This is a genomic window from Variovorax sp. 10N432, from assembly GCF_056394465.1.
The window spans coordinates 1-25,161 of sequence record NZ_JBFTHX010000036.1 but is presented as its reverse complement, the minus strand read 5'-3'; the positions used below and the strand labels follow the sequence as shown (position 1 = coordinate 25,161).

Here is a 25,161-nt window from a genome sequence, read left to right as displayed (position 1 = left end):
GCCAGGCCCGACGTCCTCGAGAGCCAGTCGGCGCCGAGCTTCCGGTTCTTGAGGATGCGCCGGAGGAGGGGCCCGAGGTGATGCCGCTCGCCTTCAGCCAAGCCTCCATGGCTTCGGCCGCCGACCCAACCACAGGCTTCACATCCTCAGGCCTTACCTTCCCGTTATGGTTCCTCGCCAGCGTATACAGCAGAAAGGCGCCTTCGTCGCGTGGTGCAGGTTCTCGAACACCGCCTCTGACCTTCCGAACGCCGGCGTCCACCCGAGGCCCAGGCGAAGAGAGCTGACGTTGATGCGTCGCATTGACGAATTGCACCTGGAGCATCCATTCGCGGGCAGCCGCATGGTGCGGGACTTGCTGCGGTTGCTGGGCATCGAGGTTGGACGGCGGCGCGTGCGCACGCTGATGCGGCGCATGGGCATCCAGGCGCTGTACCGCGAGCCCAACACCAGCAAGCGGCACCCAGTGCATCCGGTGGCACCTCCCGCGGCCGGGCGATCGACTACCGGCACTTCATCGAAGAACTCAAGCGCAAGCCACAGGCATTCAAGGGCTTGTTGTTCCGTGACGGGTTGTTCCCGCGCGAGGCGTGCTAACCAGACAACGCAGCCTGTGAAGGCTTCTTCGGTAGGCTGAAAACAGAACTGTTCTATCCTCGGGACGGCAGGCCAGGACCATTGAGCAGTTCATTGAAGTAGTTGATTCCTACATCCGCTGGTACAACGAAAAGCGGATCAAAATCTCCCTTGGCTCACTCAGCCCCATCGAATACCGGGGGAGCCTTGGGCTTGCGGCATAAAACCAGTCCAAGTTTTTATCCGCACCCCCGGTGGGTCAAATTTCGGCCGGCGCCAACACCTTCCCTATCTTGGCGGCACAGGTGCCGGGACCGGTGGGGTTGCTGCAGATGCAGGCGGTTTCAACTCGTCTGTTGGCGCAATCCAAACCTCAAGCGTCCGGCGCTCTGCCTTCAGTCGAGAGGACAACGGCTCAACCCTCCAGTCTCCGGACCTGCCCGCAATGTCGGCGAGGTCCAGGGCACAGTCCATGGAGTCGGCGCCATGGAAGCGGATGGTGGACGTCTGGACTGGAACCGGATCTGGACGTCCACGCCGGCGGGCTGATTGCACGACATCCTCGACAGGAAGCTGGGCGGCCTGGAGGACTCCGCTCCACGCATCGCGATAGCAAGAAAGCGCCGCTTGCTTCTGTGGGTCAAACCCATAGGTCTGGATGAACACCCGGACATCCTTACAGGCACCGCGTATCGCCTCTTGCGCCGGGGTCAATTCGGGTCTCGAGCAGCTGGCGTTCAGGGGACGAGCTGGCGTGTTCGCCGCAGCCAGCCCGACGTCAGGTGAGGAGGAGACAGGCGCCGGCGGGGGCGGCGGAGGTGCGGCTGACCCGACCGCGGTCGGTTGGGTCGACGCTATCGTAGTGGTCCCGGCTTGAGTCAACTTCGTCAGTGAGAAGACATCAAGGCCGACGAGTTGTGCCAGTTGAACGCGGAAGCTGGGATACGGGTGCTGCTCAATGGCCTCGCGCTCGTCTTGCGTCCGGTCCGCGCGGGGAATCCGGCAACCTGCCAAAACGCGTTCTGTCTTCCCATAATTGGGCGCGGTCTTCGGGACCTCAATGCGCCCAAACGCGGAGGGCAGCTTGTAGGCCGCCTCCCGCTCGGCAAGCTCATTTCGTCGCCGGTCGCAAGGATGCCAGTTGTCAATGATTCCTGTAGCAGAGTAGTCGTAGACCCAGTAATAGGGCGGCGGCCGCAGCGTCTTGCGTTGCTCCTCCCAGCCCAGACATTTCGGCAGGGTGCTCTTGAGTTCAGGAATGGACGCTTCGATGAGGGCTTGGCAGGCGGACCCCCTCTGGGCCGACGGCACCGCTTTGCATTTCTCGATGGCGCTCTTGGTGATGACAGTCGCAAGCGGGGACTGCCGGTACCAATCGGCCTCGTTGCTCGGGCACAGGGTGTCCGCGGTGCGAACGATGGCCGCGGCCAACTTGTCGAGCGCGATGGAGTCTTTCTCATCTCGCGGCTCCTGGTATGCGGCAGCTGGCACTCGCGCCCAGAGGTCGGCAATTTCCTTGAGAGCAGCATGCTGCTCGCTTGCTGTCTTGGAGTACGACGACCGCAAGCCGTCAATGGCCTGCCAAGTGGAGACGCCCAGTGTGGCCGCTGCTCCCAGCCCAATCGTGGTGCCAACCGCAGCTGAGCGCGCAACGATTCGCTCAGGTAGCCTCGAGATGAGGGCCGCGGGCTCTTCGTTGTTCGACCCCTTCGCTTTCTCGAACGGGGACCGCTCGTCGTCCTGAAACCAAACGTCTTTGTTGACAATCAGGCGCTCGATGAAATCGCGACGCAGGTGTCCACCCAAAAATTGGCCGAGCAGGAAGTATGACTCCCACTGCGCTTCGGAGAAGAACTGGTCGGCGGTGGTTTGTTGCGGGAAGTCCTCATACTGGCGTTTGAAGTTGAGCAGGTCAACAGGTAGCCCTGCGCAGATGTTGGGCTTGATGAGAATCAGGATGCCCTCGCTCGCAGGGTCGGTGCCTCCATAGGCCACCCGCGCAAGAGCGAGGCAGGCCGTACTCTTGTCGGAGGCGAGGTCTCCAATGCGGCCGAAGGCAGACAGTTCGTCGGGAAGGCGCCGCTCTGCATTTGGACGTTGAAACCGAATCTCGGCCTGCAGGTCCACACGTGCGATGCGCACCAGGTTTTCCAAGTCGCCGAAGGTGTAGTCTGGGTCTGCGCCACAGTCAGCAACCACGATGACCTTGGCTCTTTGCGCCAAGAGCGCGTAGGCGGCTGTGTTCTCAAAGTGCCCGCCATCGCTGAGAAACCAGTCCGATCCGGCCGTGCCCTGGAAATTGCCGAACAATTCGTCGATGAGTCCCTTGGACTTCGTGAGCAATGGAGACCTCTTGGGCTGCCCTGTTCGCTCAGCTTCTCCCCACCAGTATCCGAGGCGGACACCAGCAAATGTCATCAGCGCCGTGATGCCGCCCTTCGTCCCGGCTCCCATCCCAGTGCTGAATGCAGCCCCCGAGATTGCCATCCAACGTCCGACGCTCAGGCCGGTCGTGTGGCTCTCGGGTTTCCAGTCGTCCTGGCTTTCCTTAATCAGTCCCCCTGACGCTACGCAGAGCGGCAAGCCTCGCCGGTCCTGGTTGAACATGTTGCCGCGCGGGTCTTGGGTCTGATTGATGCACACGTTGATAAGATGCACCGGACCTCCGGAATCCTGCGGGCGGTAATTGCTTAGAGAGATGTCATCGCCGGCACTCACATCATCGATGGACGTATTGGTCTTCCCGGTGGGCATCAACTTGCCAACTGGATTCAAGGCGCCCAACGGGTGGGGCTGCTGGAACCGTTCCGCATTTGCGGCTCCCATGTAGCTGCGAACCAGGCGTGCCCGATAGAACGAGTGCAGCGAAGAAAGGTTGAGGAAAGTGAGATTGCTCCCTGTCCATAGCAAGTAGCCCGCTGTCGGAAGGGCGATGAAGAACAGGGTGGCGCCTGCTTCAGCATACTTGAGCCCGTCAGTTGTAAACAGCGCGCCTAACACCGTTTGGTAGACGATGGAGACCCACCAGGATACGAGCAGGAACGTAAGCCCATAGCCGGCCACGCGACCCAAGGTGATGACCACGGCCGACATGATGGGGCTTGATTGGCCCTTGGAAGACGCGTTCGATGCGAGCGGGGCCAGGCCCCGCAGGATGGCGGCGGCGATGCCCAGTGACAAGCCGACGTTCAGGAGTGTTCGTTCTCCGAAGGCCAACTGCCACGCCATGCGGTCAATCAACCCGATGACCACGATTGCCAGCATCCAGCGCAGACGGGTGGCGAACTGCTTGGTCAGCTTGTTGCGAGCAGCGTCAGCCAATAGCGGCGGGGCCTGCATGTACTTGGGTTCTTGGTCTTGGAGCGTGCTCTTTGCCTTCAGGGAACCGGCGACCCAGAGGGCTACCAGCCCGACGATGGTGACCCAAACGACCCGGCGCAACACGTCGCCGTCCTCCGATGTTCCCAAGCCAAATCTGTAGAAGGCGTAGCCGAACAGAATGTCGAAGATGAGGACGACCGCGCAGGTTACCCAGAAGCCGGTCGTGGCTGTGAGCTTGCTCGCAGGCGGTGTCGCAGGGCCCGCACTGCTCGTATTGGTCGCGGGTGGAGCGGCGGGTGTGGGCGCCGTGGTTCGACGAAGACTGGCATGTACCCAAGGAACAGCCCAGTACGCCGACGCAATTCGGGCCGCGGCGATGGCAAAGAATGGCAAGAGAAGGGCTACGGTGGGACACCAACTGGGCAGGTACGACAGCGTATCGAAGTACGTGCTGCTGGCGTAGAGGAAGCCTCCGGTGCGCAGAACACCCCAAACGAACAGGTCCAAGAGTGCGAGGAGCAAGCCAAGCGACACTGCAATCAGCCCCAGCTCTAGGTGAATGCCCGCGAGGTTGCGCACATAAAGTGCAAAGGCAAAACTGGTGTCCCTTACCCCGCGAGGGATGAGGTAGCGGCCGTTCGCCCTGAGCCACCAGAGGAACCAGGCCGTTGGTTTCTCCGCTACGGCGTTGGACGACGCCTGACCTGAGTGGTGTGGTTGGGTGTGCTGGTGCTGTTGACCGTCAATGGCCTCTTCAACTTGAAGCGCTTCCTTCCCATCCTTGGCCCGATTGAAAAGGCAGCCAAGCATGGTTCCGATGTAGCCGCCGCCGGAGACGGTGGACATCAGGTCGAACCGAAGAAGAGTCTTCTGGTTTGCCAAGGCCCTCAGCAGCCCGAAGCAGAAGGTTGCGCTTCGAATGCCGCCACCCGAGAGCGCCAGCCCCCACTTGTCGCCAGCGCCATCGGGGAGGCGCTGGTGGTGATTCGGGGGGATGGCATCGTTGAGCTTTTGACGGCGCAGGGTGACTTGTTCGTCGATGACGGCGTTCGGCTTGGGCTTGGCGTCGTTACGAGCAGCGTTCTCCGTGATTTCCACAGGCCCCTCCAGATGGCGGCCGCGAACTGGTTGGTTTGCTTGTTCCTTTGCGGTGTCCGGGCTGCGGGCCTAAGTATGTGGCCCGAAGTGGTACTTGGCAACGCCGCTCAGTGGCTACACAGGCTTAGGCCCACTACTGACGCACCATGCAAATTCAAGACATCAAAGCCTGCGGCCGCGCCCTTCTCATCAAATTTGAGGAGAGCGCCAAGCTCGAGCAAAAAGTAATAGCCAATCTCGGCCGGCAAAAGGACCTGGCTTCGGTCAGCGAACGCTTGGCCACCCTCGACCGCGACGCCGGCCTGTCGCTCGTTGAGCGCGATGGGCTGGTCATCGAAGATGCCTCAGCGGTCGCGCACGTGGGTGTAGATGCCGGCGGCGTAGGTGCGTCGGCGCGGATCGACCCGTGACGTCCAAAGGTGCCTGCTTGCATCCAGCGCCATCATGTCGGCAGAACCCTTGTCGCCGTCACCCCAGTGCGCGGCGATGGCACGCGGCTCTGGAACTGCGGCACGCAATCGTTGGCTCGGCGCAGGCGGCGCCGGGCTGCTCCAGGGCGCGCATCGCGATCGCGATCTGCGCCACGTCGATCCCGGGAATCATGGTGCTCACGCCCTTGGCGTCGTTGTCGGTGCCGTGGGCCAGGAGCGCGCCTTACAAGGCGAACAGTTCGTCGGCGGAGTCGGCACGGCGGGCGAGCAACGCCTCGCTGAAATGGGCGGCCGCATCGACTTCCATCAGGATGTCGGGCAGTTGAAACGTCGCCAATGCGCTGGAACACGTCCTCGCGGGTCTTGCGCGGCTCGATGTCATCGGGCAGAGCGCTCAGCGGCGGAATGTGCAGCAGGCGGTCGCCGCCGATTTCGACGCGTCCGCGTTGGACCGCCTCGGCCAACGCGGAAAGGCCGGCGGAGACGGCTGCCAACAATGGCCCGATGAACTCCCTGGGATCCGATGGGTGCCCCAGGATCTGCAGGTGCTGATCGCGTTTGGCCGTCCATTCGTCGTCGCTGATCAGCAGGGCCTTGCGGTCCCGCAAGACCATCGAATGATCGACCCAGACGCTGCCGCGCCGCAGGCTGCGGCGCAACGACATCAGGGCGCAGGCCTCGAAGGCGCGATACCCGGACTTCGGATCCAGATCGTGTACGAGAGGGCTCTAAGCGGCGCCAACTGGTGGGGTCGGCACCGCGTCTCCGAACGCGTCGGACGCGCCTGCGCTTGCCTCTTGAAGCCTCGACCAGGCTTGCCATTGCGCGAAGCCCCAGTCATACGGGTTGACCGCGAAATCAAGGGCGCGCAAGCCGACGAGGCAGGCATGGACGCGCCGGCTGTCCTCGGCGAGTGCCCGACGCTCCTGCGCCGCAAAGCTGCCCACCGTCGCGTCGTCGATGTCTGCGAGCGCCGCGCGGGCCTCGAGCATGCGCTCGCGCCAGTCCCTGGCGTCGTCCGCCAGAATGGCTTTGGCCTTCACGGCGCTCCGCACCAACGACGCGTCGTGGCTGGACCGCCTGACCTGCACGCGCTCCGCTGCTTCCCGAAACAGTTGCTGCCTTCGGCGGTTGGTCTGCAGCAGGGTGGCGTCGGTGAGTTCGAGCAGCGTCATCCGCAGGAAGCAGACGATCTCTAAGTCCGGTTCCGCTCGATGCGCAGAGTCATCGACGGGCGCCGCAGTTGGACATGGGCGGCATAGGCCTGCTGCTTCGCCAAGGCGATGGCATCGAGCGCCCACTGGTGGACTTCGAGTTCCTTCAGGCTGCGAATCTTGGCCAAGGTTTCGGCCAGGGTGCTGGGTGCATGCCGACCAGGAAGGGTCTTGAGCCAAGGACGTCGTGGTCACTGCGCGCCGGGCCGGAAGGCCGCCCCCAGAGCCCGTACGTCAGGCAATGATTCGGTTCCACCGCGATGCTTCGAAGGCTTGTGCGAACGTCCAGTGGGCGAAGCTTAATGAGCGCTTTGACATGGGCAACATGGACAGCTGGCCCAAACCGCAAATCTCTTCGCCGGCCTTGAGTTCCTCGCCGCGAACGATCGAGGTCTGGCTTTCCCCCGAAACAAAACAGCCGGTGCCAAGATGACGGCCGAACGAAACAGGCATGGCCGGCGGGGTCACCGCCCTCGTGCAACCTATTGCCAAAAGCACCTCCGCTGTCGGCCTGAAGCGTCCCCTGAAGAGAGGATGCGCGACATTCGCCCCCCCGAGACAATCCCGACGCGCGCTCTGGCCGAACGCGAGGAGGGGCCTTGTGAGAATACTTCGAGTTGCCTGGATGGGGCTTCTTATTTTTGCCACGGCTGCATGCGCCGTCACGCCACAGACGCGGCAGTCACTGTCGGCATATATGCAAGCCATGGCACAGGTCGAGCAAAGCGCTGACATGTTTCTCGCCGACTTCTCCGCCGGCCTGAAGGCGCAGGACGAACTCAAGCGGCTCAACGGTGCGCCCGCACCACCGCTACCGGACTATCCCGATACGCTGCAGCTGCCGGACGACGGATCGAAGCCTGGCACCGCTGTCGAGCAGGGCGTCCAGCAGATGCGCCAAGCCCTTGCGGTGGTCCACGCGTACAACGAGGCGCTGGCGGCACTCGCCGAAGGGCGGCCGGAGAACGAGATCCGCCAGACCTTGCTCGCACTGGGCGGCGATCTGCAGATACTGGCAACTGCCGCAGGCGCGACAGTCCCGCAGTTCGCGCCCTTCTACGCGGCAGGCGCCAACCTCCTCAAGCTGGCGCAGGATGCGGCCAATCGCAAGCAGTTGGAAGAGGCCGTACGACAAGGCCGTACGCCCGTGCACGTCATCTTGCAGGTCTTGGCAGAACAAGCGCCGGCCATGTACAGACTGAGCGCCCTCAGTGCAAAGCAGGCGCAAAGCAAGTTGCAGAACGACATTCGGCAAGTCGCCTCTGCGATGAAAGGGCTGCTCGCACGCTCAGGACCGCCGACTGACATCGGCTTGGCATCGCGCATCGCTGCCGACCAGACGCTGCTGGGGGAGATCGGCCGAAAGACTGGCACGTTGAGCGCCATGCCGATTCCCTATACGTTCAGCAAAGGGAGTCCGCCCTTCAACGCCGCAGCAGATGCGCAGATCCAAGTGTTCATCCAACGCCTGTCCGCCTCCGCTCAGCAGAACGACGACATCATCGCCAGGCAGAACGCATATCACGCCCTGATGGTGAAGTATGTGGAACTGCTGAAACGTACCGAAAAATCTATGGATCAGTTGGCAGACAGCCTCGCCGTACCCGCCGATCTGTACGCCGAGATCTTTCTCCTGCTGCGTACCGCGTTCGACTTGCGCGACGCCGCAGCCGCGTACCGCAATCCCCCGCCAACCACTGTTCGCTAAGGGAGAACAAGCATGTCCGACTTCACCGATGCACGCGCAAAGCTGACCAATGCCTTGAACTTCGTGGAACCCGACGGGCCCGAATGGATCAAGACCAATGCGGCGATCGCTGCCCTCGACCAATCCGAGGTTGCGAAGATCGAACGCGATTTCATCAACGCAACCCGGCGGCTGGACGACGCGGTGGCGAAGCTCAAATCCATCGTGGCCGGCCTCACGCCGAACCCGGCATCGAAGTTCTTGAGCGAGGTGCGGGGGGCGTTGAAGCTGATTGCACCATTGACTCAAGGTGTCAACGCTCTTCTGTCGGGTGAACCCGCAACGGCCTTACCAGGAATGTCGGAAGAAAACAAGGCCAGTTTCCCGACCGAGACCGAACCCAGCGTGCCTCCGGTGCGCGAGTTCTCCCGTGACATCGCTGCGATTCCCGCTTCCGACATCGTGGGTGAAAGCGGCGTTGACGCAATGATCGAGGACATCCTGAAGCGCGAGGGCGGCTTCGTGGACCATCCTAACGATCGAGGAGGTCCAACCAACTTCGGCATCACTCTGCGCACGCTGGCCAGTTGGCGACACAAGGAAGTCAGTCGAGACGATGTACGTCGCATGGCCCAATCCGAAGCCCGTGACATCTATAAGGGCCGTTATTTCCTCCAGCCTCATGTCGATCAACTTCAAGCGGCGATTCAGCCAATCATCTTTGACATGTGCATCCATCACGGACCGGCCAGCGCCATCAAGATGCTGCAGGAGGTCCTGCAAGAGGTGAGCCCGCCCTGCGACGTGGACGGTGGCATTGGCGATGAGACCATCAAGAGCGCAAACAATGCACTGGAAAAAGTGGGCGCCAAGGAATTGACAAACAGTGTGGTCGACCGGAGAGAGGCTCTATTCAAGGCCATCGTGGCCAAGGACGCCAGCCAGCGGGTATTCCTCAAAGGCTGGATGCGGCGCGCTGAAGAGTTTCGGACTTGATTCGATCATTCGCTCTCCCGGGAGAGGCGACCGCGGGAATAACGTGCGCGTCGGAGATGAGGTCTCGACATTCACTGATTGAGTTTGCTGCATCCGCAGCTTCTGTATCGGTCCTACTTTAGTAACAGACACAGCTTTTCATCGTTCTCGCAGAAGAAGGGCACGTATGTTCAATTCCGAAACACTGGAAGTTGCCATCGGAATGGCTTTCCTGTTCCTGCTCATGTCCTTGATCTGCACTGGCATCAATGAGTGGATGGAGGGCATCTTTAAGTGGAGGGCGATGGACCTGGAATGCGCAGTGCGCACGCTTTTGGACGACAACGATGGGAAACTCGCCGCCTATCTGTTCGGACATCCCATCATTTCGTCCCTCTACCAGGGAAAGTACGACCCTTCCAAGCTCAGGCGCAGCGGCCTCTCCGGAAGGTTGATCGGCGTCAAGGCCGCAATGCAAATGCCATTGAAAGCGCGTCGCAATCTGCCGTCATATATCCCCGCAGAAAACTTTTCGAAGGCGTTGATCGATCTTGTGGGGCGTGGCCCGGCCGATGTGGACGGCGAAAGCGCTCCGCATATACCACTCACCATCGCGCAACTGCGCGAGCGGGCCGCGAGTCTGAACTCGCCCTTCCTGCGCCGATCGGTCTTGAGTGCGATCGACCACTGCGAAGGCGACTTGAAGCAACTCACAGAGAACCTGCAGCGTTGGTTCGACAGTTCGATGGACCGTGCATCGGGTTGGTACAGGCGTCGTACTCAGACGGTGCTGTTCGTCCTGGGCCTCGCCGCGGCGACAGTGCTCAATGTAGACGCGCTCTATGTGATGGGGCGACTGACCGCGGACAAGACTTTTCGGGAGGCGGTTGTAAGCGCCGCAGGAAAGGTGGCTGCGCCAGCCCCCCCAGGTCCCGCCGACGCTATGGCCACGGCGCGTTCCGCACGCGCAGACCTTGACGCGATTGGCATGCCGTTGGGCTGGAAGGATGCACAGGGCGCATGGCTAGGTATCCAAGGCGTGCAGATGTGCAAGCGTGAAGTCGCGACGGACTGCGTGCCGAGTGGGTATTCTTATCTGCGCATGCTTCTTGGATGGCTCGTGACCGCGTTCGCCGTGATGCTGGGGGCACCGTTCTGGTTTGATGTACTCAACAAGTTCATGGTGATCCGCTCAACTGTGAAGCCACGAGAGAAGAGCCCGGAAGAGGGCAGCGAGGACCGAGCGACTCCATCCTCCAAGGATGGAGTCAGCACACGGGTTTCGAGTCCGGCGACACCGCCAGATCGAACCGCCTCCGCGCCTGTGGCGTCATCGCCGACCCCCGAAATGTCTCCTCCGCCGGCATTTACGCCCAACGAGTGGCGCAATGGCTCCTTAAATTCCAAGGAGATTCTGCTGTGAGCGCCGGATCCAACGACTCCGAACTGATGGTGAACCGCGACCTCGATCGCTTGGCACCTGCATTTCGAGACGCAGTCAAAGCCGCGATGGCCGAGTGCATGACACAAGGGTTCGACGCCATAGTCTATGAGGGCTACCGCTCCCAAGCGCTGGCAGCCATGTACTACAAGCGTGGACGCACTGTGAAGCCGCCCGAAAAGCCGGTGACCAATGCGCCGACCAATCTCCATAGCTGGCACGGCTACGGTCTTGCGGTCGACGTGGTGCACAGGACGAAATTCTGGTCGCCGCCGGGCGGCGACGCGTGGTTCCACAACGTAGCATCTGTTTTCAAGAAGCACGGCTGCACTTGGGGCGGCGACTGGACCATGGCCGATCTGCCGCATTTCCAATGGAATCGGTGCCCGGCCAGTCCATCCGACCTGGCACGCCAGATCGTCCAGAGCCAGGGGATCGAGGCGGTTTGGCAGCATTTCGGCGCCATCGACGGCACGCCGGTGCCAGCCGTGACGATGCCACCCCCACTGCCGCCAGCCGCACACGTTATTGAGGCGCGCACGCTCGGCACCATCGATGGCGAGGGTTTCACATGTACCGTGTTTGAGGACGGCGACGGACGGGTGCACTTCACAGCCGACGCGGATATCGATGCAGACGGCGCGAATGGGCAGATGGGCAGGCCCGTGGCATACAAGGCTGACGACAGCGGTACCGAAGCGCTCGCCAACGGAGGCATGCGAATCCAGGACGGCAAGGTCGTCTGCGCGCATTCCTGGGCTCGCGACGTCGTCATCATCGGCGAAGACAACCAGCCCAGGATCTTCCCCGGGGGCGTCATCGCGTCCAAGACCTGGTACCGCCATCCCGGCACGATCGGCGACGATCCTGCTGCTTACGTCGACTCGGAAACCGTCCCCTACATCGTCGTGCCACCGCTGGTGGTGCAGCGCACAGCTGGAATTGTGCGCGGGTGCAAGGCCCGTGTGACTTGGGAAGGGCGCAGCGTGGACTGCGTGGTCGCGGATCGCGGTCCCGACAACCGAGTCGGGGAACTGAGCATTGCCGCGGCAAGGGCAGTGGGCCTGGATCCCAGCCCTCGTCACGGCGGAACGGAGAAGGCGGAAGTGGTCTACGAGCTTTGGCCGGGCATTGCCGCTTCTGGTTTCGCGCTTCAGGCCGCGTGAGTTCCAGCACACCAATGCTAGCCTCTTCTGCGTTAAGCAGGCGCCGCCGAGGCGGGGATTGACGCAGGAAGCAGAGCACTCAACACTCTCCAAGTTGCTGCCGCATACGGGTGCGCGCAGAGTCCTAAAACCAGGGGATCGCCATGAGAACTTGCTTGGCATTGCTCGTCACTTGCCTTGTCGCAGCCAGCCCTTCCGCCTACGCGGAGTCCACAGAATATGCGGTCCGTTGGGACCCGGGAAAGTCAGCCCCCAGGACAGCGTCAGAAGCAGCGATCAAGTTCGGCGTTCACGACGACAAGCCGAAGGCGTTCCAGGTGAAGTATCTCGACGTGAGGCAGCCGGGTGACCTCCCCGGACCAGAAGTGCATGTCATCGCCCGCGAGCGCACAGATGACGATGGGCCGGAGGCCATGTACAAGATCCGCGGGCCGAACGCCGGTGATACGCCGGCGGTCCTCGCCAAATGGAAGTGTCCCCTGAAGGGAAAGCAGGAGACAAAGAAGGAAGTCGACGTGAGCTGGGTGACGGATGAGACGACCCGAGCGACCCCGCCGGTGAAACGAGAGGCTTACTCGTTCAGCTGCTCGGTGGAAGGCGCTGCCAGCGGCGCCTTCCCTCAGGCCCTCGCCATGTCGCCGAGACCTTGCGTCAACAAGGTCAGTCGTTTGAAGCAAGAAGACAAAGCGAAGCAGACGGCGTGGAAGATCGAAGAATGGCATCTTCCTGCTGGAGGACGAATCATCGAGCTTTCGTACTCCGTTCCGATCGGGAGCCCCGAGCACGAAGCGGCCTTCCAAGCCAAGGTTGACGTGCTCGTCAAGGGTGGGGCAATACTGTTGCCCGCATCAAAAACCACTCTCGGGAGCACCTGCACTTAAGGCGTGCCGGACTGACTCGCACCCGGCAACCGAGGGATCTCGGTAACCGGGCGCGGCCTTCAGCACGCCGCCGCTCAGGCTTTTCACAGCCCTTCATCGGCCAATCCAGTGAGCTTGTTCACACGTTGATTCCGGTCACTGCGAAGGGGATCGGCAGCGCGTAGATCATTGTTCGCTCCCAAAAGGGGCGAACGCCCTAATTCACAGTGTCGAACCAAAAGAACCAAAGCGTGGACAATTATGTAAAACGTTGCCGGGGACGCCGCAACTGTCGCGGGAGAAGGTCGGCGAGCCTTTGATCCTAGCAACCAAGGACCGACCGAGTGGGCCTTGACCCGAGGCGACTGAACGAGGCGGCCGTCGATTTTTTGAACGCCCCTATGTCCGGGGGACCAACGCATGCTGCTGGTGCCCTTCGATGCGGGCTTCAAGGCTGCACGGCACCCGCTGCGATTTCGCAGTGACAGGCCGTGCTTGAGGGCGTGCGGAAACTTCGCACCTTGCGGCTGTCTGTCCTTGCTGGCAAATCTTCTTGATCGGCAAGTGCAACGAATCGGCAGCATCGTTCGATAGATTTCAATCCAGATCGCGCCTCCGTGCGATCCGTTCTCAACAGGAGTGAATATGAAGCGAATTCGTCTTCCCGAACTCGATCGGTGGCAGTCCGGTCTCATGATCTACGCGGCTTTGTCTGCGTTGAAGATGGTTCTGGACTACTTCAACGGCGCACCGATCGTGGTGCCCGTGGCGCTGCCAAGCCTGTAGACGGAAAGAGGGGGATGGTGGCATCACGTTATCCCTCGCGTTTCCAGGGTTATGTCGCCAGGGAGTGCAACGAATTCGAAAGGCGCATTGCCAGAATTCTGACGCCTCGTTATGTTTCAAAGTTTAGGAGTAGCCATCCATGAAAACCGTCTTTGCTGCAATTTTCGTCGCCCTGACGCTCTATGTCAGCGCGATCACGCCGACAGATTCCAATGGCCTGTCCGGAGAACAGATCCTGCAGAAAGTCGCAGGTCAGGCAGGTCCCCGCCTCGTCTGAGCACGGCGCCAAGATCGCACCGAATGTCCTCGGCCACGGAAAGAAAACCATGAGCAGTTCTAATTTCGTCTTGAGCGATGTAGCGATGGCAATTGTGACTTGGCGCCGTTCGCAGAGCTGGGCGGCGGAGCAACTCGGGATTGATGAACCCAAGCTGACCAAAATCATTCAGCAAAAACTGAGTGTCAACTCCGTCGATCGCCACACCCTCCAAGTGTTTTTGACTGACCACCCGGGTCTCGATCTGCTGGGTCCACGCAGCGCGCGCCGGGCGGCCTTGATCTCCGCAACGGACGAAGGTCTCCTTGAGCTGGCTGAGATGGCAGAAGCTGCGCTGCTGGCCGTAGAGAGCGATGCAAAGCGCTGGACCCTGCACCGTGTCGCCGGTAAGGCACGATTGAGTTATGGAGCAAGCTATGAGTTCGACGAGGCAGCGCAGACTGGCTCCCTCGCGCTGAGCGAAGCTGAAGCAGAGAAGGCAGAAAAGCACGTCTCGGCCCTGCGCGGCTTGAATTCGGTCTTTTCGGCTGCGGCATGGCCCACAGTGAAGCGGGGAATCGAGCTCAATCTCTGCGCGATCGACATGCTCCGGGAGAAGAGCGGCGGACGCATTGAGGCGACGTCACCCGCCCGAACGAGGTATGAGGCGCTTCTCGGTGACCTTATCCAGGCGAACAAGGCTTCGGAATGGGGCCCAGTATCAAAGGATGCAGACATCGGCGAAATTGAGGTAACCGTGCGGTTGCTGATTGTCTCGTGCGGAGCTGCGATCGCCGAGCTTGAAATCGAAGCAGGTCAACCGGCGAGCGCCAAAGCAGTCTTCATGAGGACCGTCGAAGAGCTCGGCCCACAATACGAGTCGCTTCTCCGCGTAATCTTCATCGACGATGCGTGGGCACATAATCAGACCGCTCTGCGGAACGCGCTGGCGAGATAAGGATCCCGTGCTCAGCTGAGGCGAGCGTCGAGTTTGAGACGAAGGGCGTCCTTGAACTTGCGCATGTTGATCCTTGGTGCGGGCAAGCCTGTTCCCGGCAAGTGCCGGCGTCTACCCGCGTGGGCTGGATGAAATGCGCAACACCAACACGATAACGTACGGCAGCGTTCCGCTGCCGTGACCACAGATCTCGCCATCGTGACCGCTCATTCCGGAGTACCCCGAAATCGGTCACGTTCAGCCCGGGATCACCGGTCACGTTCGCGCGGAATCCTCGGACACGTTCGCCCGGAATGGCCGGTCACGATGCTCAGGAATACCCACCTGGCGTGATCGAGCACAGGCAGCAAGCACCGCTCGCCATCGCCGGCGAGCAGCGTCGCCTTCATGATATTGCGGGCTGGCCGGGAGTTCCAGATGCGATGGTCGAAGAGTAGGTCCTCGCGGTGCGGCGTGTTCCGGATGAGCTCGCGCCCGCGCTTCTGGCCCTGGGATCGGATGTAACACCCAGCGCAACATACTGGATAAACATACAGTTTGTTGATAGGCTGGCATGATGAGTTGCTAGGGACACGCCCGCGGCAAGCCAGACCCGGGTTGAACGAAACCTGAATCCACCTCTCAGTACAACGGCGGGGGTTCGTGAAAAATGGCCGACACTTAAGTAGTACATGTAACTACACTCGGTTACATGGACGATTCACGGTACGACGCGGAGTGGCTGAGCCAGAAAGCCGAACACGAAGGGCGAGAATCTTCGTCGCCACGACGGATTTCTCAGGCGTCAAAACAGCCTGCGGCTGGCCTGCGGGGGTGGCGCAGCTGCGCGTTGCTCGTTGGCTTGGTCATCGCCCTCGCGTGGACCCTGAAGTTGGCCATAGGCCTTTGAGGCTACGGAGTCCTCGCTCGCCATCGCGCCGCTCGACCGGAGACGCGCGTCCATCAAGGGCCGGGACATGAGGCGAGCGGAACGCGCTTCCCCCCTCATCAATCAACTGCAGCAGGGGACTCTCTCAGGCTACGGCAATCTGTCGATGCATCTTCTCACGCGGAACGTGGCTTCGATCAGCGCTGACGCCTTCATCAAGTTCCTTCGGTGGCTTCTCACATTCAGCCGTCGACCGTCGATGTCGCATGTCCAAATCCACGTCCCCCAGCTTCGCGTCGTAGTGATCGAGACGTTGTGGCCCTTGTACTCGAACTGCTTTTTAAGGACTTGGAGTCGGTCAGTCATCCAGCAATGAAACGAAAAGCCCGCCGAAGCGGGCAAGACCTTGGAAGGTCGGAGGGAGGAGGCACTCATCGTGGAACTCGCCCCTGAACCCGGCCTGAATGTCCTCCGAAACACAAAGGCCTGAAGGTGTGGCACCAGGGTCCAGCGCAACCCGATCGAGCGCATGGCGTTGTCGGTCACGCCTTCGGTTTCTTCGTCCCACTATGGATTGAGTTGCACGATCAAGACCAACGTCAGTGCGGCCAATCCGAAGATGAAGGCAATCGCCGCGTTTTGTCTGAACCTTTTTCCCGCCGATTCTTCGAGAGGAGTGCTGGATTCGAAGGTAGTGAGCGCTTTGGCTTGGCTCGGCGCTGCCTCGTTTTCCGCGCCTTCCGTTGATCTTGTGCTGGCCAAATGCGATTGCTCGTCCGACCCAATATCGTTAGCGACTTCATCGCCGCCATCTCGCAACCAATCATCTGCAGTTGGATGGCGAGTGCCTTCTTCCTTCGCAAGGCCATCCGCGCGAGCAGCTTGCGTTTTGGCACGCATCAATTTTCCCACGGCAGGCCCAGGCTCGCGGGTGGGTCTACAGCGTGCATCGTCGTAGGATCGACACTTAACACGAAGGGCCTATCCATGCGCGCAGGACGCCTGAGTCCGCGCCAGATTGAGATGGCTCGTCGCCTGCATGGGGATTTTGTTCGCCCTGGGTCCTCCATGCGGGGCCATCGAAGGCGACTCGCCGATTGAGAGCTATCCGGCTTACCGATCAGGCTCTTGATGAGCTGAATGGCCTTGAGGATCGACAGCTGCAAATCGGGGCGAGCGCAGATCTGAAAAACTGGCGCCTTTCAACGTCGAGGTCGATGGCACCAGTTATCAAAACCGCCACCATGGTCGCCGGCCTATCGACATCGCTTCCAGTGGCGCGGAGATGGTGGTGGCGGCGCGAGAACGGCTCAGGGCCTCCGCTTCCAAAGCGAGGGCTTCGCGAAGTGCGGCTTGGTTGCCGTGCGTTGCTTGCAACCGAAGCGCCTGGCAGCGTCGAGAGAGTTCGTCGTCTGAAAGGTCAGTCAGGTCGGTCGGCTGGTCCATCCGGACATTCTGCAGTGGAATCTCTTGATCGCAAGACTTATCCGCTTTTCGCCTCATCCGCCTAGAGGAGGGAAAAAGTCACCGATGGCTCGACGACGGTTTTCTTCGCCGCGGGCATCAAGCGGGGCTGGATCCAGACCATGCCGGGTAAAGGCTTATCCCGCGCCTGCGGCTCTACAGCCCACTCGAGCCCTCCTTCACACAGGCATGGCGTCCGAGCGAGGTCGTGTTGGTGCAATAGATCGTTCGCCCCAGCTCCTTGATCGAGCCCTCGACCTTGGGCAGCCCGCGATAGGCGAAGAGCCGAACGTCGGGGTTCACTCAGCCATAACAAACAGGGCGTATCCTTCGTTTAGATGGACCGCTGGCGCTGGTAGAGGACGCTGCGGCAACCCACTCATCGAGAGTGGGCCCTTGATGTCGGCGGCCCATCGCGAACATCACCGAGCGACATTGATATGTCGCATTTGCAGGCACCACGCGGAGACGCCCGGCTGGCAACGGCTTGCGGCCCGGGGAGCCGCGTTATCCACAACGTTGCCCACTGCGGCAGTGGACAACCTCTCGCTCGCGGTAGCGTGCTCCAGCCACTGTAGCGCGCGAAGGTTGCGTCAGCGGCGTAGGACTCCGACCATGACCGAGCTGGGCACTGCCAAGGTCTACCCCAGATCTTGCGGCTCTTGCGTGCCAACCTGAAGCGCAACGATCGCGGCGCAGCGAATGCACCGTGACCAGGCGCCTCAATTGTTAGCGCCGAGGGTCTGAGTTCAACCGGTTATTCAACTGGTTATTCGTTAGCTTTTCCGTATCGCACCCGCACCCGGTGTAGATCTGCCGGTCAGTGATAGGCTGGCGCCGAACTTCGGAGACGGCATGCTGTACGAAATCGCAGGCACGAACACGCGAATACTCGGAACTCTTCACTACTTTCCGCCCGGCCCACAAAGGTGGGTCGATCCCGTCCGCCGCAGCTTCGATTGGGCTTAGAAGATCTACATCGAGACGAAGGTGGAGAAGGCTAGTGAACTGGTGAGGTTGCCTGCCCGGTTCAAGGCGGGGCATCTTTCCTCCGACCTGCGTCAGGAAGTCGATCGAGTTTGGCCTCAAGCCGCGCTAGGCGACATGGATCGCTGCAGCCTGCTTGGAGTGTGCCTCGTTGTGAACTCGCTCGGGGTGTCCCGTGTCGAAGGCGTTGAGCCAACGGTGAGGGCTTGGCTCGGGTCGTCGGGCGATGTACTGGAACTTGAAACGGCGGAGGATTTCGTACACGCTGCCAACGACATGCCGCTAGACGACCTTATTCTTTCGATCCGATTCGCACTTCAGCGGCAATCAGCGGCCCAAAAGGACTTTGAGGCCAAGGCCCGAGCGTGGAGGGTGCACGACCTAGCGAAGCTTCAAGCGCTCACAAAAGTCGGGACGACGGAAGCAATGCGTCGAGCCCTGTTCGAAACACGAAATCGGAAATGGGCTGAGACCGTCGCCCATGCGGCGACATCGCCCGAGCGCACGCTCGTACTGTGCGGTGCTGGGCACCTGTGCGGTCCGAACAACCTACGCGAAGTACTCGAACGGGACCATGGGCACGGGGTCAAGCGGCTGATGATGTAGCCGTCTCTTCGGAGGTTGGCGTGCGCGCGCCAAATGCCAATGGTTGACTTCGGTTGACTGTGGCGGACCGTCTGGAGGGGGCTTTGTAGCTTTTGTAGCGTCCCCGGCGGCGTCCTTGCAGATTTATGCAGTGGGCACACCTTGGCCGCAAGTGTGGAGTTTGCCCCGGCGGCGATGGGCGCTCTAACCGATCACGAACGAGCACTGCTGACGAGCAATAGGTTGATGAGGGCGAGCATCCTATGGAACAGATAATCGAGTTGCTCGGGCCGATCTATCGAAATTTTGCTCGTTTCGAAATGCCGAATGTGGAACGAGTTGCCAATTGTGGTGAGGGCGCTTGCTTCCACTTCCAGCATGTTGCGAAACGCCGGCTCACTCGCTCCACGATCGAGCATAAGCCTGGCCGATGTCTTTTTGTCAGGCCCCTCGTCAAGCGTCTTCAGCCGTTCCCATGCGTCCCAAAGCTTTTCGACGGCTCTGGCGCGCGCTGCTGGAGCCGGGTCGCGGAAGCTTTCGACTGCAGTTCGAACCATGGAGTCGAACGTCTGGTCACCGCTTTCGGGTAACCCGCGAATCAAGTCCTGTAGGGCGGGTGAAAGGGCGCGATCTTCCGCCAAGCGCTTGATGTCGCGCACCAACGGCTCGAGAAAATCATTGGCGAACTTAAGAATCATCGGCGGGACCTGCAGATTCTTACCTTCGCGAAAATGCTCCAAGAGCACAGTGAAGAGATTGAGTCGATCGGTCACGATTTCACGAAGGAAGGCAATGCGCACGGCAATGCTCGCGGGGCGATCCCGCGGCCATGATAGGCCCGAGCCAGGGCGCCCTGATGCTGCGGTAAGCCATTCCTCCAAATTCGCATCCGGAAGCGACGTAGTAAGAAAGCCGTGCATTGGCTCTTCATCGAGGTAGGAGCCGAACGTCGCGAGGCGGTCCTTCGCGACGCGGTTTTCTGAGCGCTTGAAGTCGTCCAAGGCGTCGGCCAGGTTTCGAAACGTGGACGCTAATTGCGGCGAAGCAGAAGACATGAATGGTGCACCTTTGAAGATTGGGTGTGGCGGCTCGACCGTTCCCGCTAACGCTCAGGAGGCCCCTGCATAGATGAAAAGACCCAGGACAAAGCCTGCGTAGTACCAGAATCCGGTGTTGGGTCTGCCGATGATCTCGATCGAATGGAGGAACGAGATCCCGAGGATGCCGACGACCCAAGAGATTAGATTTGCCAGCAACGCCAGTGGGAAGACTATCCCATGCCAGACGCCGGACAAGAAGCCGTAAGGGTCGGCCACGGACTCCGCGGTGTAGTGCGCTGCGCACCCGGTGAGAATCAGCGCGGCGCCGAGCAGCGCCAACCGCAGGGGCTTCTTGCTTGCCATCGGGTGCTCTTCGAGACCTATTGCGTTGAACAGTGATTGGCCGAAAGCTCGGCGCGAAGTCCTCGCATGCGTTGCTGGTCTGGGTTGATGACCTCGGGTGGCTGCCACTGCCAGTTCGAGTACCGGCTTTCGATCTTGTTGCGCTCCGCGACAAGTTGGGCGCATCGGGTGGCTCGCTGGGAATCGCCTGTGCTGGCCTGAGCCTGCTGAGTTCGTGCGGCCTTGCCTTGCTCGGCCTGCTGGACTTGCTGGTCCCAAGGCACGTCGGCGACGTTCTCGATGCGGTCGATCAGGGCGTTGTGCTGGCTGCAGTGTGCCTGAGCCCAGAACGTTGATCCGTTGTAGGCCTTGCAAAGATAGATCGTGCCAGCGTGGGCCGAGCCCGCCACAAGCGCCGCGACGCAGATTCCCAAAGTTTTCATTACCTCTCGCTCCTGGCGCGAAGTCTAGGCGGCCTGGCTACCGACATCCCGACTTCTGTGCGGGCAACCGGGCAATAGTTGGCACCCTGGAGCGCAAACCCTGCAGCAAGGCGACCGGGACCGTCCGCGCATCGGCCTCTTGCTCACGCGGGGCGCTATCCCGGGGAAGCGAAGCGTGCCCGCAAGGCGATTGCAACGTTTGTCGAGCAGCGGCCTGCAGACGCGCTCCGGGTGGCGCCTGCGAAGTCAACGGAAACTGTTTGGTAGCTTGGTGCTGACCTGAATGTCACCCAAAGGGGATGACAAGCGACTGCCTTTTGTTCGCAACTGCAAAGCAAATTCTTGCACTGCTCTGACACGCGCAGCCCGCGCATGTCATGAGAGGCGTCTGCATGGGCAGAAATCGGCGGGCGGTGGTGCCCTTTTCGTGATTGGTCGGCGCTGTAGACCTTGCACCCGAAAACACATTAATCGTTCTCTTTTGTACCCTCGCCCGCAACGACCGCCCTGACCGTCAGAAACAAGATTCGAACGTTCAGCCAAAGCTTGTTAGGCGTCTTGGCGTATTCGACGTCCAACTCGACACGCCTTGCATATGACAACCGGCCGCGACCGCTCACTTGCCACAACCCCGTAATGCCTGGGCGAGTAGAACAGTAGTCGGCCCAGTTGTCGCCGTACAGCTCCTTTTGTCGCTCCATGCAGGGGCGCGGGCCTACGAGGCTCATGTCTCCTTTGAGGACGTTCCAGAACTGCGGCAGTTCGTCGAGGCTCAGCTTACGGATGATCGTGCCGATCGGAGTGATGCGCGGGTCCTTCTCCAGCCTTTGGAAAGTGTCCCACTCAGCCCGCGCCATGTCGTTGCGGCTCAGGAACTCGTCGAGCACGTCGTCCGAATTCCGAACCATCGAGCGGAACTTGTAGAAGCGAAAGCGCTTGCCATCTTCGCCAATGCGGGTCTGCCAGAAATGCACTGGGCGCCCCATGCTGATCATCACGCCCAGCGCAACGAACATGTACAGAGGCCCGAACAAGGCAAAGAAGACCAATGCGCCGACGATGTCCACCACCCTGATAACGCGACCGTTCGGCGAGTCAAAGAAGCGGCTGGGCTTGGTGTACTGCCACCAGAGGCTGCACGCAGCAAGGAACGGCGAGAACTTGCCCGGCATGTCGTCGAGGATGGCGGACCATTCCTCCAGCATCCGTTCCCGCATTTCGAGAGGCGCAGACGCAACAGCCCGCGCGAGTACCTTGCGCGCCAACCAAGGGAGCCAATCTTTGAGTTCGTTGAAGGCCAGCCCGCCGAAAGCGACTGCCACCGCCCAGAGGTATTCGTTCATGCAGCGCTCCTCAGTTGCATGGACGGAGCGGTTCCCGGGCTACCCAGCAGCTGGTACGCCACGCGCTGACCTTGTCCGGTAATGCGGTAGAGCCGCCGACGTGGGCGGCCTTCTTGTTGAGGGTCGACTTCTTCCCACTCGCTCGTCAGCAAACCTTCCTTCTCAAAGCGCATGAGAAGCGGGTAGAGCGTCCCGGACGAGACCTCAGCGGCCTGCATGAGGTCATACCCGTGCAGCTTATCGGCCGGGCTCTGCATAAAAGTGTTCAAGATGGCTAGTCCTTTGCCAGAGATTCGCATTGGGGCCTTTCGTGTGCTGATGCGAAGTCTACATAGGGGTAGCCGGAAAGTCTACATAGGGTATGTCGATTTTGTAACAAAACCATCGCCATTGGTGAGGATTCACGCTCGTGGCTCAAGGCAGAGAGTCCGATTCCTACGAAGCAAGTTACGCGCGGTGCACCTCGGGCTTCTCGCGTGCGCCGATCCAGTCGCCGCGGCGCCAGATGCTGCTGGGCCCGTCGGCGCTGGTCTTTGCCTTCGGCGTTGCGACCACCGTGTTCGCCGGCATGGTCGGCCGCACCCATTTCGAGCGCAACCGCGAATGGTGGAGTCGGCTCAACGCGTGGCTGTTGTCCTTCGGGACGGTCTGGATGATCTGGATCGCGCTGGCCTTCTTCTCGTTCCCCCTCCTGGGTGCTGCTCGCTCGCATGCCGAGCTTTGAAGAGTTCGTCCATTCTTTGCAGCCGCGCTGCGCGATCGATCGACCTCAGTTCAAAAGTCAGAGACTACCGAAGGCGCGTTGCACCAGAGCGTAGATGCGTTCCCCGCAATAGAGTCGGGCAGCGATTGACCTACCTCCACTCAAGCTGCACGTAGCCATCTTCGATAGGCACTACGTGGGGTGGGCTGTTCGTTTCGAGCATGAGGTGGGCAATAGCAATGCGCTGCGTTGATATTTCGCCTTTTGGACCAACAAAGTTGAGTTCTACATCAAGATTGGAGGAAAATGGCTGACTATTGCTTCTACAAGATTGCAGTCGTTCATCGCTGATGTCGATAGCAATCGTAAAGAGTTCGGTCACGCGTGAAGGCACATTCCGACCAAGGTTGGCCGGCGACTTGCAATCTTGCATCGGCTCTCCCCACAGCATGGCCTGAACTGATTTCAAGTTGAAGATTTCTTGACCTTTGTTTACGATTACAAAATCTATGCTCAATGAGCTATCAGGTTCATCCTTGCCATTATCAAACCCTGCGACTTTGAATTGCGCAGAGCGCGTTGGCAGCTTTGCGGTTTCGCCAACTTCATGGTTTGTGAGAATTGAAATTATGGCCACTGTTGCCAAAACAGCGCCAAGTATTACTGTCACGAGCGCAGAGAGACGAAACCTCTCCGATCGCTTTTCTATCTGCTGAACCGCAAGTTGATATTTCTGATTTCGAGTTAGCGTTGTGGTGTCGACGTCGAAAAACTCTAAAGCACGTTCTACAAGTTCCGCACGCTGTTCTGGCGGTGCTGAACTTATAAGGCGTTCTTTACTACGAATGTATCTTCCGAGCACAACAGCCGCTATTGCCAACGCAAAAGCCATTAGCGAAAGGCCTGTGCTAATTTGCGTAATGGCCGACCACATGTTGAAAAGTGAGGGGAAGGTTGCGTGCAAGTTCGTGCGCGAACGTTACCCCGCCCTGCAGCATTCCGCAATGGTTCAAACTTGATTGGGTGTAGGCCTTTTAGAATCCCATCATCCGAGCCACCGCGCTGACTTGTGCCGCTCCCGCCCTGAAATACCCCGCCACGGTCTCCACGCTCCGATGCCCCGTCATCGCCATCGAATCGATGGTGTGAAGTGGCACGGTGAAGGGGCGCGACGCGGCGGCCTCAATGCGAATCTGAACGATGGCTCTCATGGGACCCACCTTTCCTGTGATGGCGCAGCCAACGCGGCGAGCCTTCGGTTCACAGCGCGCCGATCGAAGCGGTCGGGGTGGTAGTGGCGCAAGATGGCCCATTCTCGTCGTCCACCTCATCGTCGAGAAGATCCTCGAACTCTTGGCGGGACCTGCTCTCGCCGATCCAGGGTGTACTCGAACCGAGTGGCTATGAACGCATGCGGACCGCCGCAATCCTCTGGGGCGCGGCGCGCCGGCCCGCGATGCATACCGGGTACACCAGCTTGGGATCCAGCGGCAAGGTCGCCTCGATGCGCAGGTCGTGCACCCACAGATCGCCGAAGTCGTATTCGTAGGTGAATCGCTCAAGGCGCCGCAGCTTGCCATTCACGACCTCGGCGAGGCCGAGGCGTTCGCAAAAACGTTCCGGAGCATTCGAGGCACCCCTGATGGCCCCCAAAGAGATCAATTGGAAGCAGCCCTCGGTATGGCGGCGATCATCAGCTACGGGCGACCATTTGTGGTGTCTCGCTCCAATGGCATCGCCGACAAGCTCATCAAGCCCGAGGATTTCCAGCTATTCGAAGGCCATCCTCAGCACGCAGCCGAGCACCAACTCGTTATGACGCTTCGGGATCAAGTGGTCGCGCACTCGGACTGGAATCACCGCTTTTCGCTGGTCGAGGTGCCCGATCAATTCTCAGAGAGTCAACGGCTACTTGTCGCCTTCGATCCTCGAATGCTACTCACGAACTTTCACTCTTTCATCGATCTCGCTCTGTTGGCGCCGGCCGAAAATTGACCCATCTGTGAGGGTTGTGCCGGTTCAAATTTGACCCGGGTGTTCAGCCTACCCTGCTGCTTTTTTAAGCGGTGGGGGTATGAGGATTGATCACCATGGCCATGATTGGCAAGGTCCTGCGGATGCACCACCGCGAGAACAAATCGGTGCGAGAGATCGCGAGGGCAACGAGCCTGTCGCGCAACACGGTCAGGAAGTACCTGCGCGTGCCGGTGGCGCAGCCACCGAAGTACGTGCGCCGAGCGGCCTCGACGAAGCTGACGCCGTTCATCGAGATGGTGGAGATGGCGTTGTTGGCCGACGCGCGTCGACCGAGGAAGGAGCGGCGAACCGCGCGAGCACTGCTGCAGCAGATTGCGGCGGCGGGCTATGAAGGCGGCTACACCCAGCTGACCGACTTCATTCGAGCGTGGCGAGCGCAGCAAGGGAGTGTTGCGGTCGGCAAAGCGTTCGTGCCACTGGCCTTCGAGTTGGGCGAGGCGTTCCAATTCGACTGGAGCGACGAGGCGCTGGTGATCGGCGGGATCTACCGCAAACTGCAGGTCGCGCACATGAAGCTGTGCGCGAGCCGGGCGTTCTGGCTGGTGGCGTACCCGAGCCAGGGTCACGAGATGCTGTTCGA

At 60.5% G+C, this 25,161-nt stretch carries 29 protein-coding genes and 2 pseudogenes; 15 read left to right on the top strand and 16 right to left on the bottom strand.

Annotation, left to right across the window (positions count from 1 at the left end; all coding sequences use genetic code 11):
* Window positions 1-280 precede the first annotated feature (280 nt).
* A pseudogene (locus tag AC1DF3_RS29090) lies at window positions 281-484 on the top strand (IS3 family transposase); the annotation flags it as partial.
* Window positions 485-597: 113 nt separating this feature from the next.
* A pseudogene (locus tag AC1DF3_RS29085) lies at window positions 598-800 on the top strand (IS3 family transposase); the annotation flags it as partial.
* 64 nt (window positions 801-864) lie between these two features.
* Here AC1DF3_RS29085 and AC1DF3_RS29080 read toward each other — a convergent pair.
* On the bottom strand, window positions 865-4,995 hold the full coding sequence (locus tag AC1DF3_RS29080) for a patatin-like phospholipase family protein (protein ID WP_478141684.1): 4,131 nt from the start codon (window positions 4,993-4,995) through the stop codon (window positions 865-867).
* 146 nt (window positions 4,996-5,141) lie between these two features.
* Here AC1DF3_RS29080 and AC1DF3_RS29075 point away from each other — a divergent pair, with 146 nt between their 5' ends.
* On the top strand, window positions 5,142-5,405 hold the full coding sequence (locus tag AC1DF3_RS29075; protein ID WP_478141683.1) for a hypothetical protein: 264 nt from the start codon (window positions 5,142-5,144) through the stop codon (window positions 5,403-5,405).
* A gap of 58 nt (window positions 5,406-5,463) precedes the next feature.
* On the opposite strand, the gene AC1DF3_RS29070 is transcribed toward AC1DF3_RS29075, so the two are convergent.
* The 4 genes from AC1DF3_RS29070 to AC1DF3_RS29055 form a co-directional block, all read right to left on the bottom strand.
* Window positions 5,464-5,598 (bottom strand): hypothetical protein, encoded by a 135-nt coding sequence (locus AC1DF3_RS29070; protein ID WP_478141716.1) that lies wholly within the window; start codon window positions 5,596-5,598, stop codon window positions 5,464-5,466.
* A gap of 556 nt (window positions 5,599-6,154) precedes the next feature.
* A complete protein-coding gene (locus AC1DF3_RS29065) occupies window positions 6,155-6,601 on the bottom strand; it encodes a hypothetical protein (RefSeq protein ID WP_478141682.1) in 447 nt (148 codons plus the stop codon).
* A gap of 20 nt (window positions 6,602-6,621) precedes the next feature.
* On the bottom strand, window positions 6,622-6,768 hold the full coding sequence (locus tag AC1DF3_RS29060) for a hypothetical protein (RefSeq protein WP_478141681.1): 147 nt from the start codon (window positions 6,766-6,768) through the stop codon (window positions 6,622-6,624).
* 106 nt (window positions 6,769-6,874) lie between these two features.
* On the bottom strand, window positions 6,875-7,093 hold the full coding sequence (locus AC1DF3_RS29055; protein ID WP_478141680.1) for a hypothetical protein: 219 nt from the start codon (window positions 7,091-7,093) through the stop codon (window positions 6,875-6,877).
* A 253-nt stretch (window positions 7,094-7,346) separates the two neighbouring features.
* Between AC1DF3_RS29055 and AC1DF3_RS29050 the strand changes: the two genes are divergently transcribed.
* From AC1DF3_RS29050 to AC1DF3_RS29015, 8 genes are all read left to right on the top strand, one after another.
* Entirely contained in the window at window positions 7,347-8,348 is a 1,002-nt protein-coding gene (locus AC1DF3_RS29050; RefSeq protein WP_478141679.1) for a hypothetical protein, read from the top strand.
* Window positions 8,349-8,360: 12 nt separating this feature from the next.
* Window positions 8,361-9,323 (top strand): glycoside hydrolase family 108 protein, encoded by a 963-nt coding sequence (locus AC1DF3_RS29045; RefSeq protein WP_478141678.1) that lies wholly within the window; start codon window positions 8,361-8,363, stop codon window positions 9,321-9,323.
* A 166-nt stretch (window positions 9,324-9,489) separates the two neighbouring features.
* Entirely contained in the window at window positions 9,490-10,725 is a 1,236-nt protein-coding gene (locus AC1DF3_RS29040) for a hypothetical protein (protein ID WP_478141677.1), read from the top strand.
* Window positions 10,722-11,909: a M15 family metallopeptidase gene (locus AC1DF3_RS29035; protein WP_478141676.1), complete on the top strand. Its 1,188-nt coding sequence runs from the start codon at window positions 10,722-10,724 to the stop codon at window positions 11,907-11,909. The genes AC1DF3_RS29040 and AC1DF3_RS29035 overlap by 4 nt, the downstream gene beginning before the upstream one ends.
* Window positions 11,910-12,064: 155 nt before the next feature.
* On the top strand, window positions 12,065-12,790 hold the full coding sequence (locus AC1DF3_RS29030; protein ID WP_478141675.1) for a hypothetical protein: 726 nt from the start codon (window positions 12,065-12,067) through the stop codon (window positions 12,788-12,790).
* Window positions 12,791-13,414: 624 nt separating this feature from the next.
* A complete protein-coding gene (locus tag AC1DF3_RS29025) occupies window positions 13,415-13,555 on the top strand; it encodes a hypothetical protein (protein ID WP_478141674.1) in 141 nt (46 codons plus the stop codon).
* A gap of 139 nt (window positions 13,556-13,694) precedes the next feature.
* Window positions 13,695-13,832 (top strand): hypothetical protein, encoded by a 138-nt coding sequence (locus AC1DF3_RS29020; protein ID WP_478141673.1) that lies wholly within the window; start codon window positions 13,695-13,697, stop codon window positions 13,830-13,832.
* Window positions 13,833-13,881: 49 nt separating this feature from the next.
* Window positions 13,882-14,769 (top strand): hypothetical protein, encoded by an 888-nt coding sequence (locus AC1DF3_RS29015; protein ID WP_478141672.1) that lies wholly within the window; start codon window positions 13,882-13,884, stop codon window positions 14,767-14,769.
* A 1,435-nt stretch (window positions 14,770-16,204) separates the two neighbouring features.
* Here the strand turns inward: AC1DF3_RS29015 and AC1DF3_RS29010 are convergent.
* From AC1DF3_RS29010 to AC1DF3_RS29000, 3 genes are all read right to left on the bottom strand, one after another.
* Entirely contained in the window at window positions 16,205-16,549 is a 345-nt protein-coding gene (locus AC1DF3_RS29010) for a hypothetical protein (protein WP_478141671.1), read from the bottom strand.
* A gap of 318 nt (window positions 16,550-16,867) precedes the next feature.
* The gene (locus AC1DF3_RS29005) at window positions 16,868-17,083 is read right to left on the bottom strand and encodes a hypothetical protein (protein WP_478141670.1); all 216 of its coding nucleotides are present in this window, start codon (window positions 17,081-17,083) and stop codon (window positions 16,868-16,870) included.
* 174 nt (window positions 17,084-17,257) lie between these two features.
* Window positions 17,258-17,404, bottom strand: a complete 147-nt coding sequence (locus tag AC1DF3_RS29000; protein WP_478141669.1) for a hypothetical protein — start codon at window positions 17,402-17,404, stop codon at window positions 17,258-17,260.
* Between the two features lie 801 nt (window positions 17,405-18,205).
* Between AC1DF3_RS29000 and AC1DF3_RS28995 the strand changes: the two genes are divergently transcribed.
* The gene (locus tag AC1DF3_RS28995; protein WP_478141714.1) at window positions 18,206-18,694 is read left to right on the top strand and encodes a TraB/GumN family protein; all 489 of its coding nucleotides are present in this window, start codon (window positions 18,206-18,208) and stop codon (window positions 18,692-18,694) included.
* 191 nt (window positions 18,695-18,885) lie between these two features.
* On the opposite strand, the gene AC1DF3_RS28990 is transcribed toward AC1DF3_RS28995, so the two are convergent.
* The 5 genes from AC1DF3_RS28990 to AC1DF3_RS28970 all read right to left on the bottom strand — a co-directional run bounded on the left by AC1DF3_RS28990 (window position 18,886) and on the right by AC1DF3_RS28970 (window position 22,110).
* Window positions 18,886-19,728, bottom strand: a complete 843-nt coding sequence (locus AC1DF3_RS28990) for a hypothetical protein (RefSeq protein WP_478141668.1) — start codon at window positions 19,726-19,728, stop codon at window positions 18,886-18,888.
* A gap of 54 nt (window positions 19,729-19,782) precedes the next feature.
* Window positions 19,783-20,076 carry a hypothetical protein gene (locus AC1DF3_RS28985; RefSeq protein ID WP_478141667.1) on the bottom strand — a complete coding sequence of 98 codons (294 nt, stop codon included), beginning with the start codon at window positions 20,074-20,076 and terminating at the stop codon, window positions 19,783-19,785.
* Between the two features lie 17 nt (window positions 20,077-20,093).
* On the bottom strand, window positions 20,094-20,498 hold the full coding sequence (locus AC1DF3_RS28980; protein WP_478141666.1) for a hypothetical protein: 405 nt from the start codon (window positions 20,496-20,498) through the stop codon (window positions 20,094-20,096).
* 467 nt (window positions 20,499-20,965) lie between these two features.
* On the bottom strand, window positions 20,966-21,841 hold the full coding sequence (locus AC1DF3_RS28975) for a sugar transferase (protein ID WP_478141665.1): 876 nt from the start codon (window positions 21,839-21,841) through the stop codon (window positions 20,966-20,968).
* Window positions 21,838-22,110 (bottom strand): PadR family transcriptional regulator, encoded by a 273-nt coding sequence (locus tag AC1DF3_RS28970; protein ID WP_478141664.1) that lies wholly within the window; start codon window positions 22,108-22,110, stop codon window positions 21,838-21,840. The genes AC1DF3_RS28975 and AC1DF3_RS28970 overlap by 4 nt, the downstream gene beginning before the upstream one ends.
* Before the next feature lie 140 nt (window positions 22,111-22,250).
* On the opposite strand from AC1DF3_RS28970, the gene AC1DF3_RS28965 reads away from it, so the two are divergent.
* The gene (locus tag AC1DF3_RS28965; RefSeq protein WP_478141663.1) at window positions 22,251-22,565 is read left to right on the top strand and encodes a hypothetical protein; all 315 of its coding nucleotides are present in this window, start codon (window positions 22,251-22,253) and stop codon (window positions 22,563-22,565) included.
* Window positions 22,566-22,695: 130 nt separating this feature from the next.
* On the opposite strand, the gene AC1DF3_RS28960 is transcribed toward AC1DF3_RS28965, so the two are convergent.
* From AC1DF3_RS28960 to AC1DF3_RS28950, 3 genes are all read right to left on the bottom strand, one after another.
* Window positions 22,696-23,478 (bottom strand): hypothetical protein, encoded by a 783-nt coding sequence (locus AC1DF3_RS28960; protein WP_478141662.1) that lies wholly within the window; start codon window positions 23,476-23,478, stop codon window positions 22,696-22,698.
* 100 nt (window positions 23,479-23,578) lie between these two features.
* Complete coding sequence (locus AC1DF3_RS28955) at window positions 23,579-23,755, bottom strand: hypothetical protein (protein ID WP_478141661.1); 177 nt, start codon at window positions 23,753-23,755, stop codon at window positions 23,579-23,581.
* A gap of 190 nt (window positions 23,756-23,945) precedes the next feature.
* Complete coding sequence (locus tag AC1DF3_RS28950) at window positions 23,946-24,065, bottom strand: hypothetical protein (protein ID WP_478141713.1); 120 nt, start codon at window positions 24,063-24,065, stop codon at window positions 23,946-23,948.
* On the opposite strand from AC1DF3_RS28950, the gene AC1DF3_RS28945 reads away from it, so the two are divergent.
* Together AC1DF3_RS28945 and AC1DF3_RS28940 are read left to right on the top strand one after the other, a co-directional pair.
* Window positions 24,060-24,539: a hypothetical protein gene (locus AC1DF3_RS28945; protein WP_478141715.1), complete on the top strand. Its 480-nt coding sequence runs from the start codon at window positions 24,060-24,062 to the stop codon at window positions 24,537-24,539. The genes AC1DF3_RS28950 and AC1DF3_RS28945 overlap by 6 nt on opposite strands.
* 95 nt (window positions 24,540-24,634) lie before the next feature.
* A partial coding sequence (locus AC1DF3_RS28940; protein WP_478141660.1) for an IS21 family transposase occupies window positions 24,635-25,161 on the top strand: 527 nt, incomplete at its 3' end.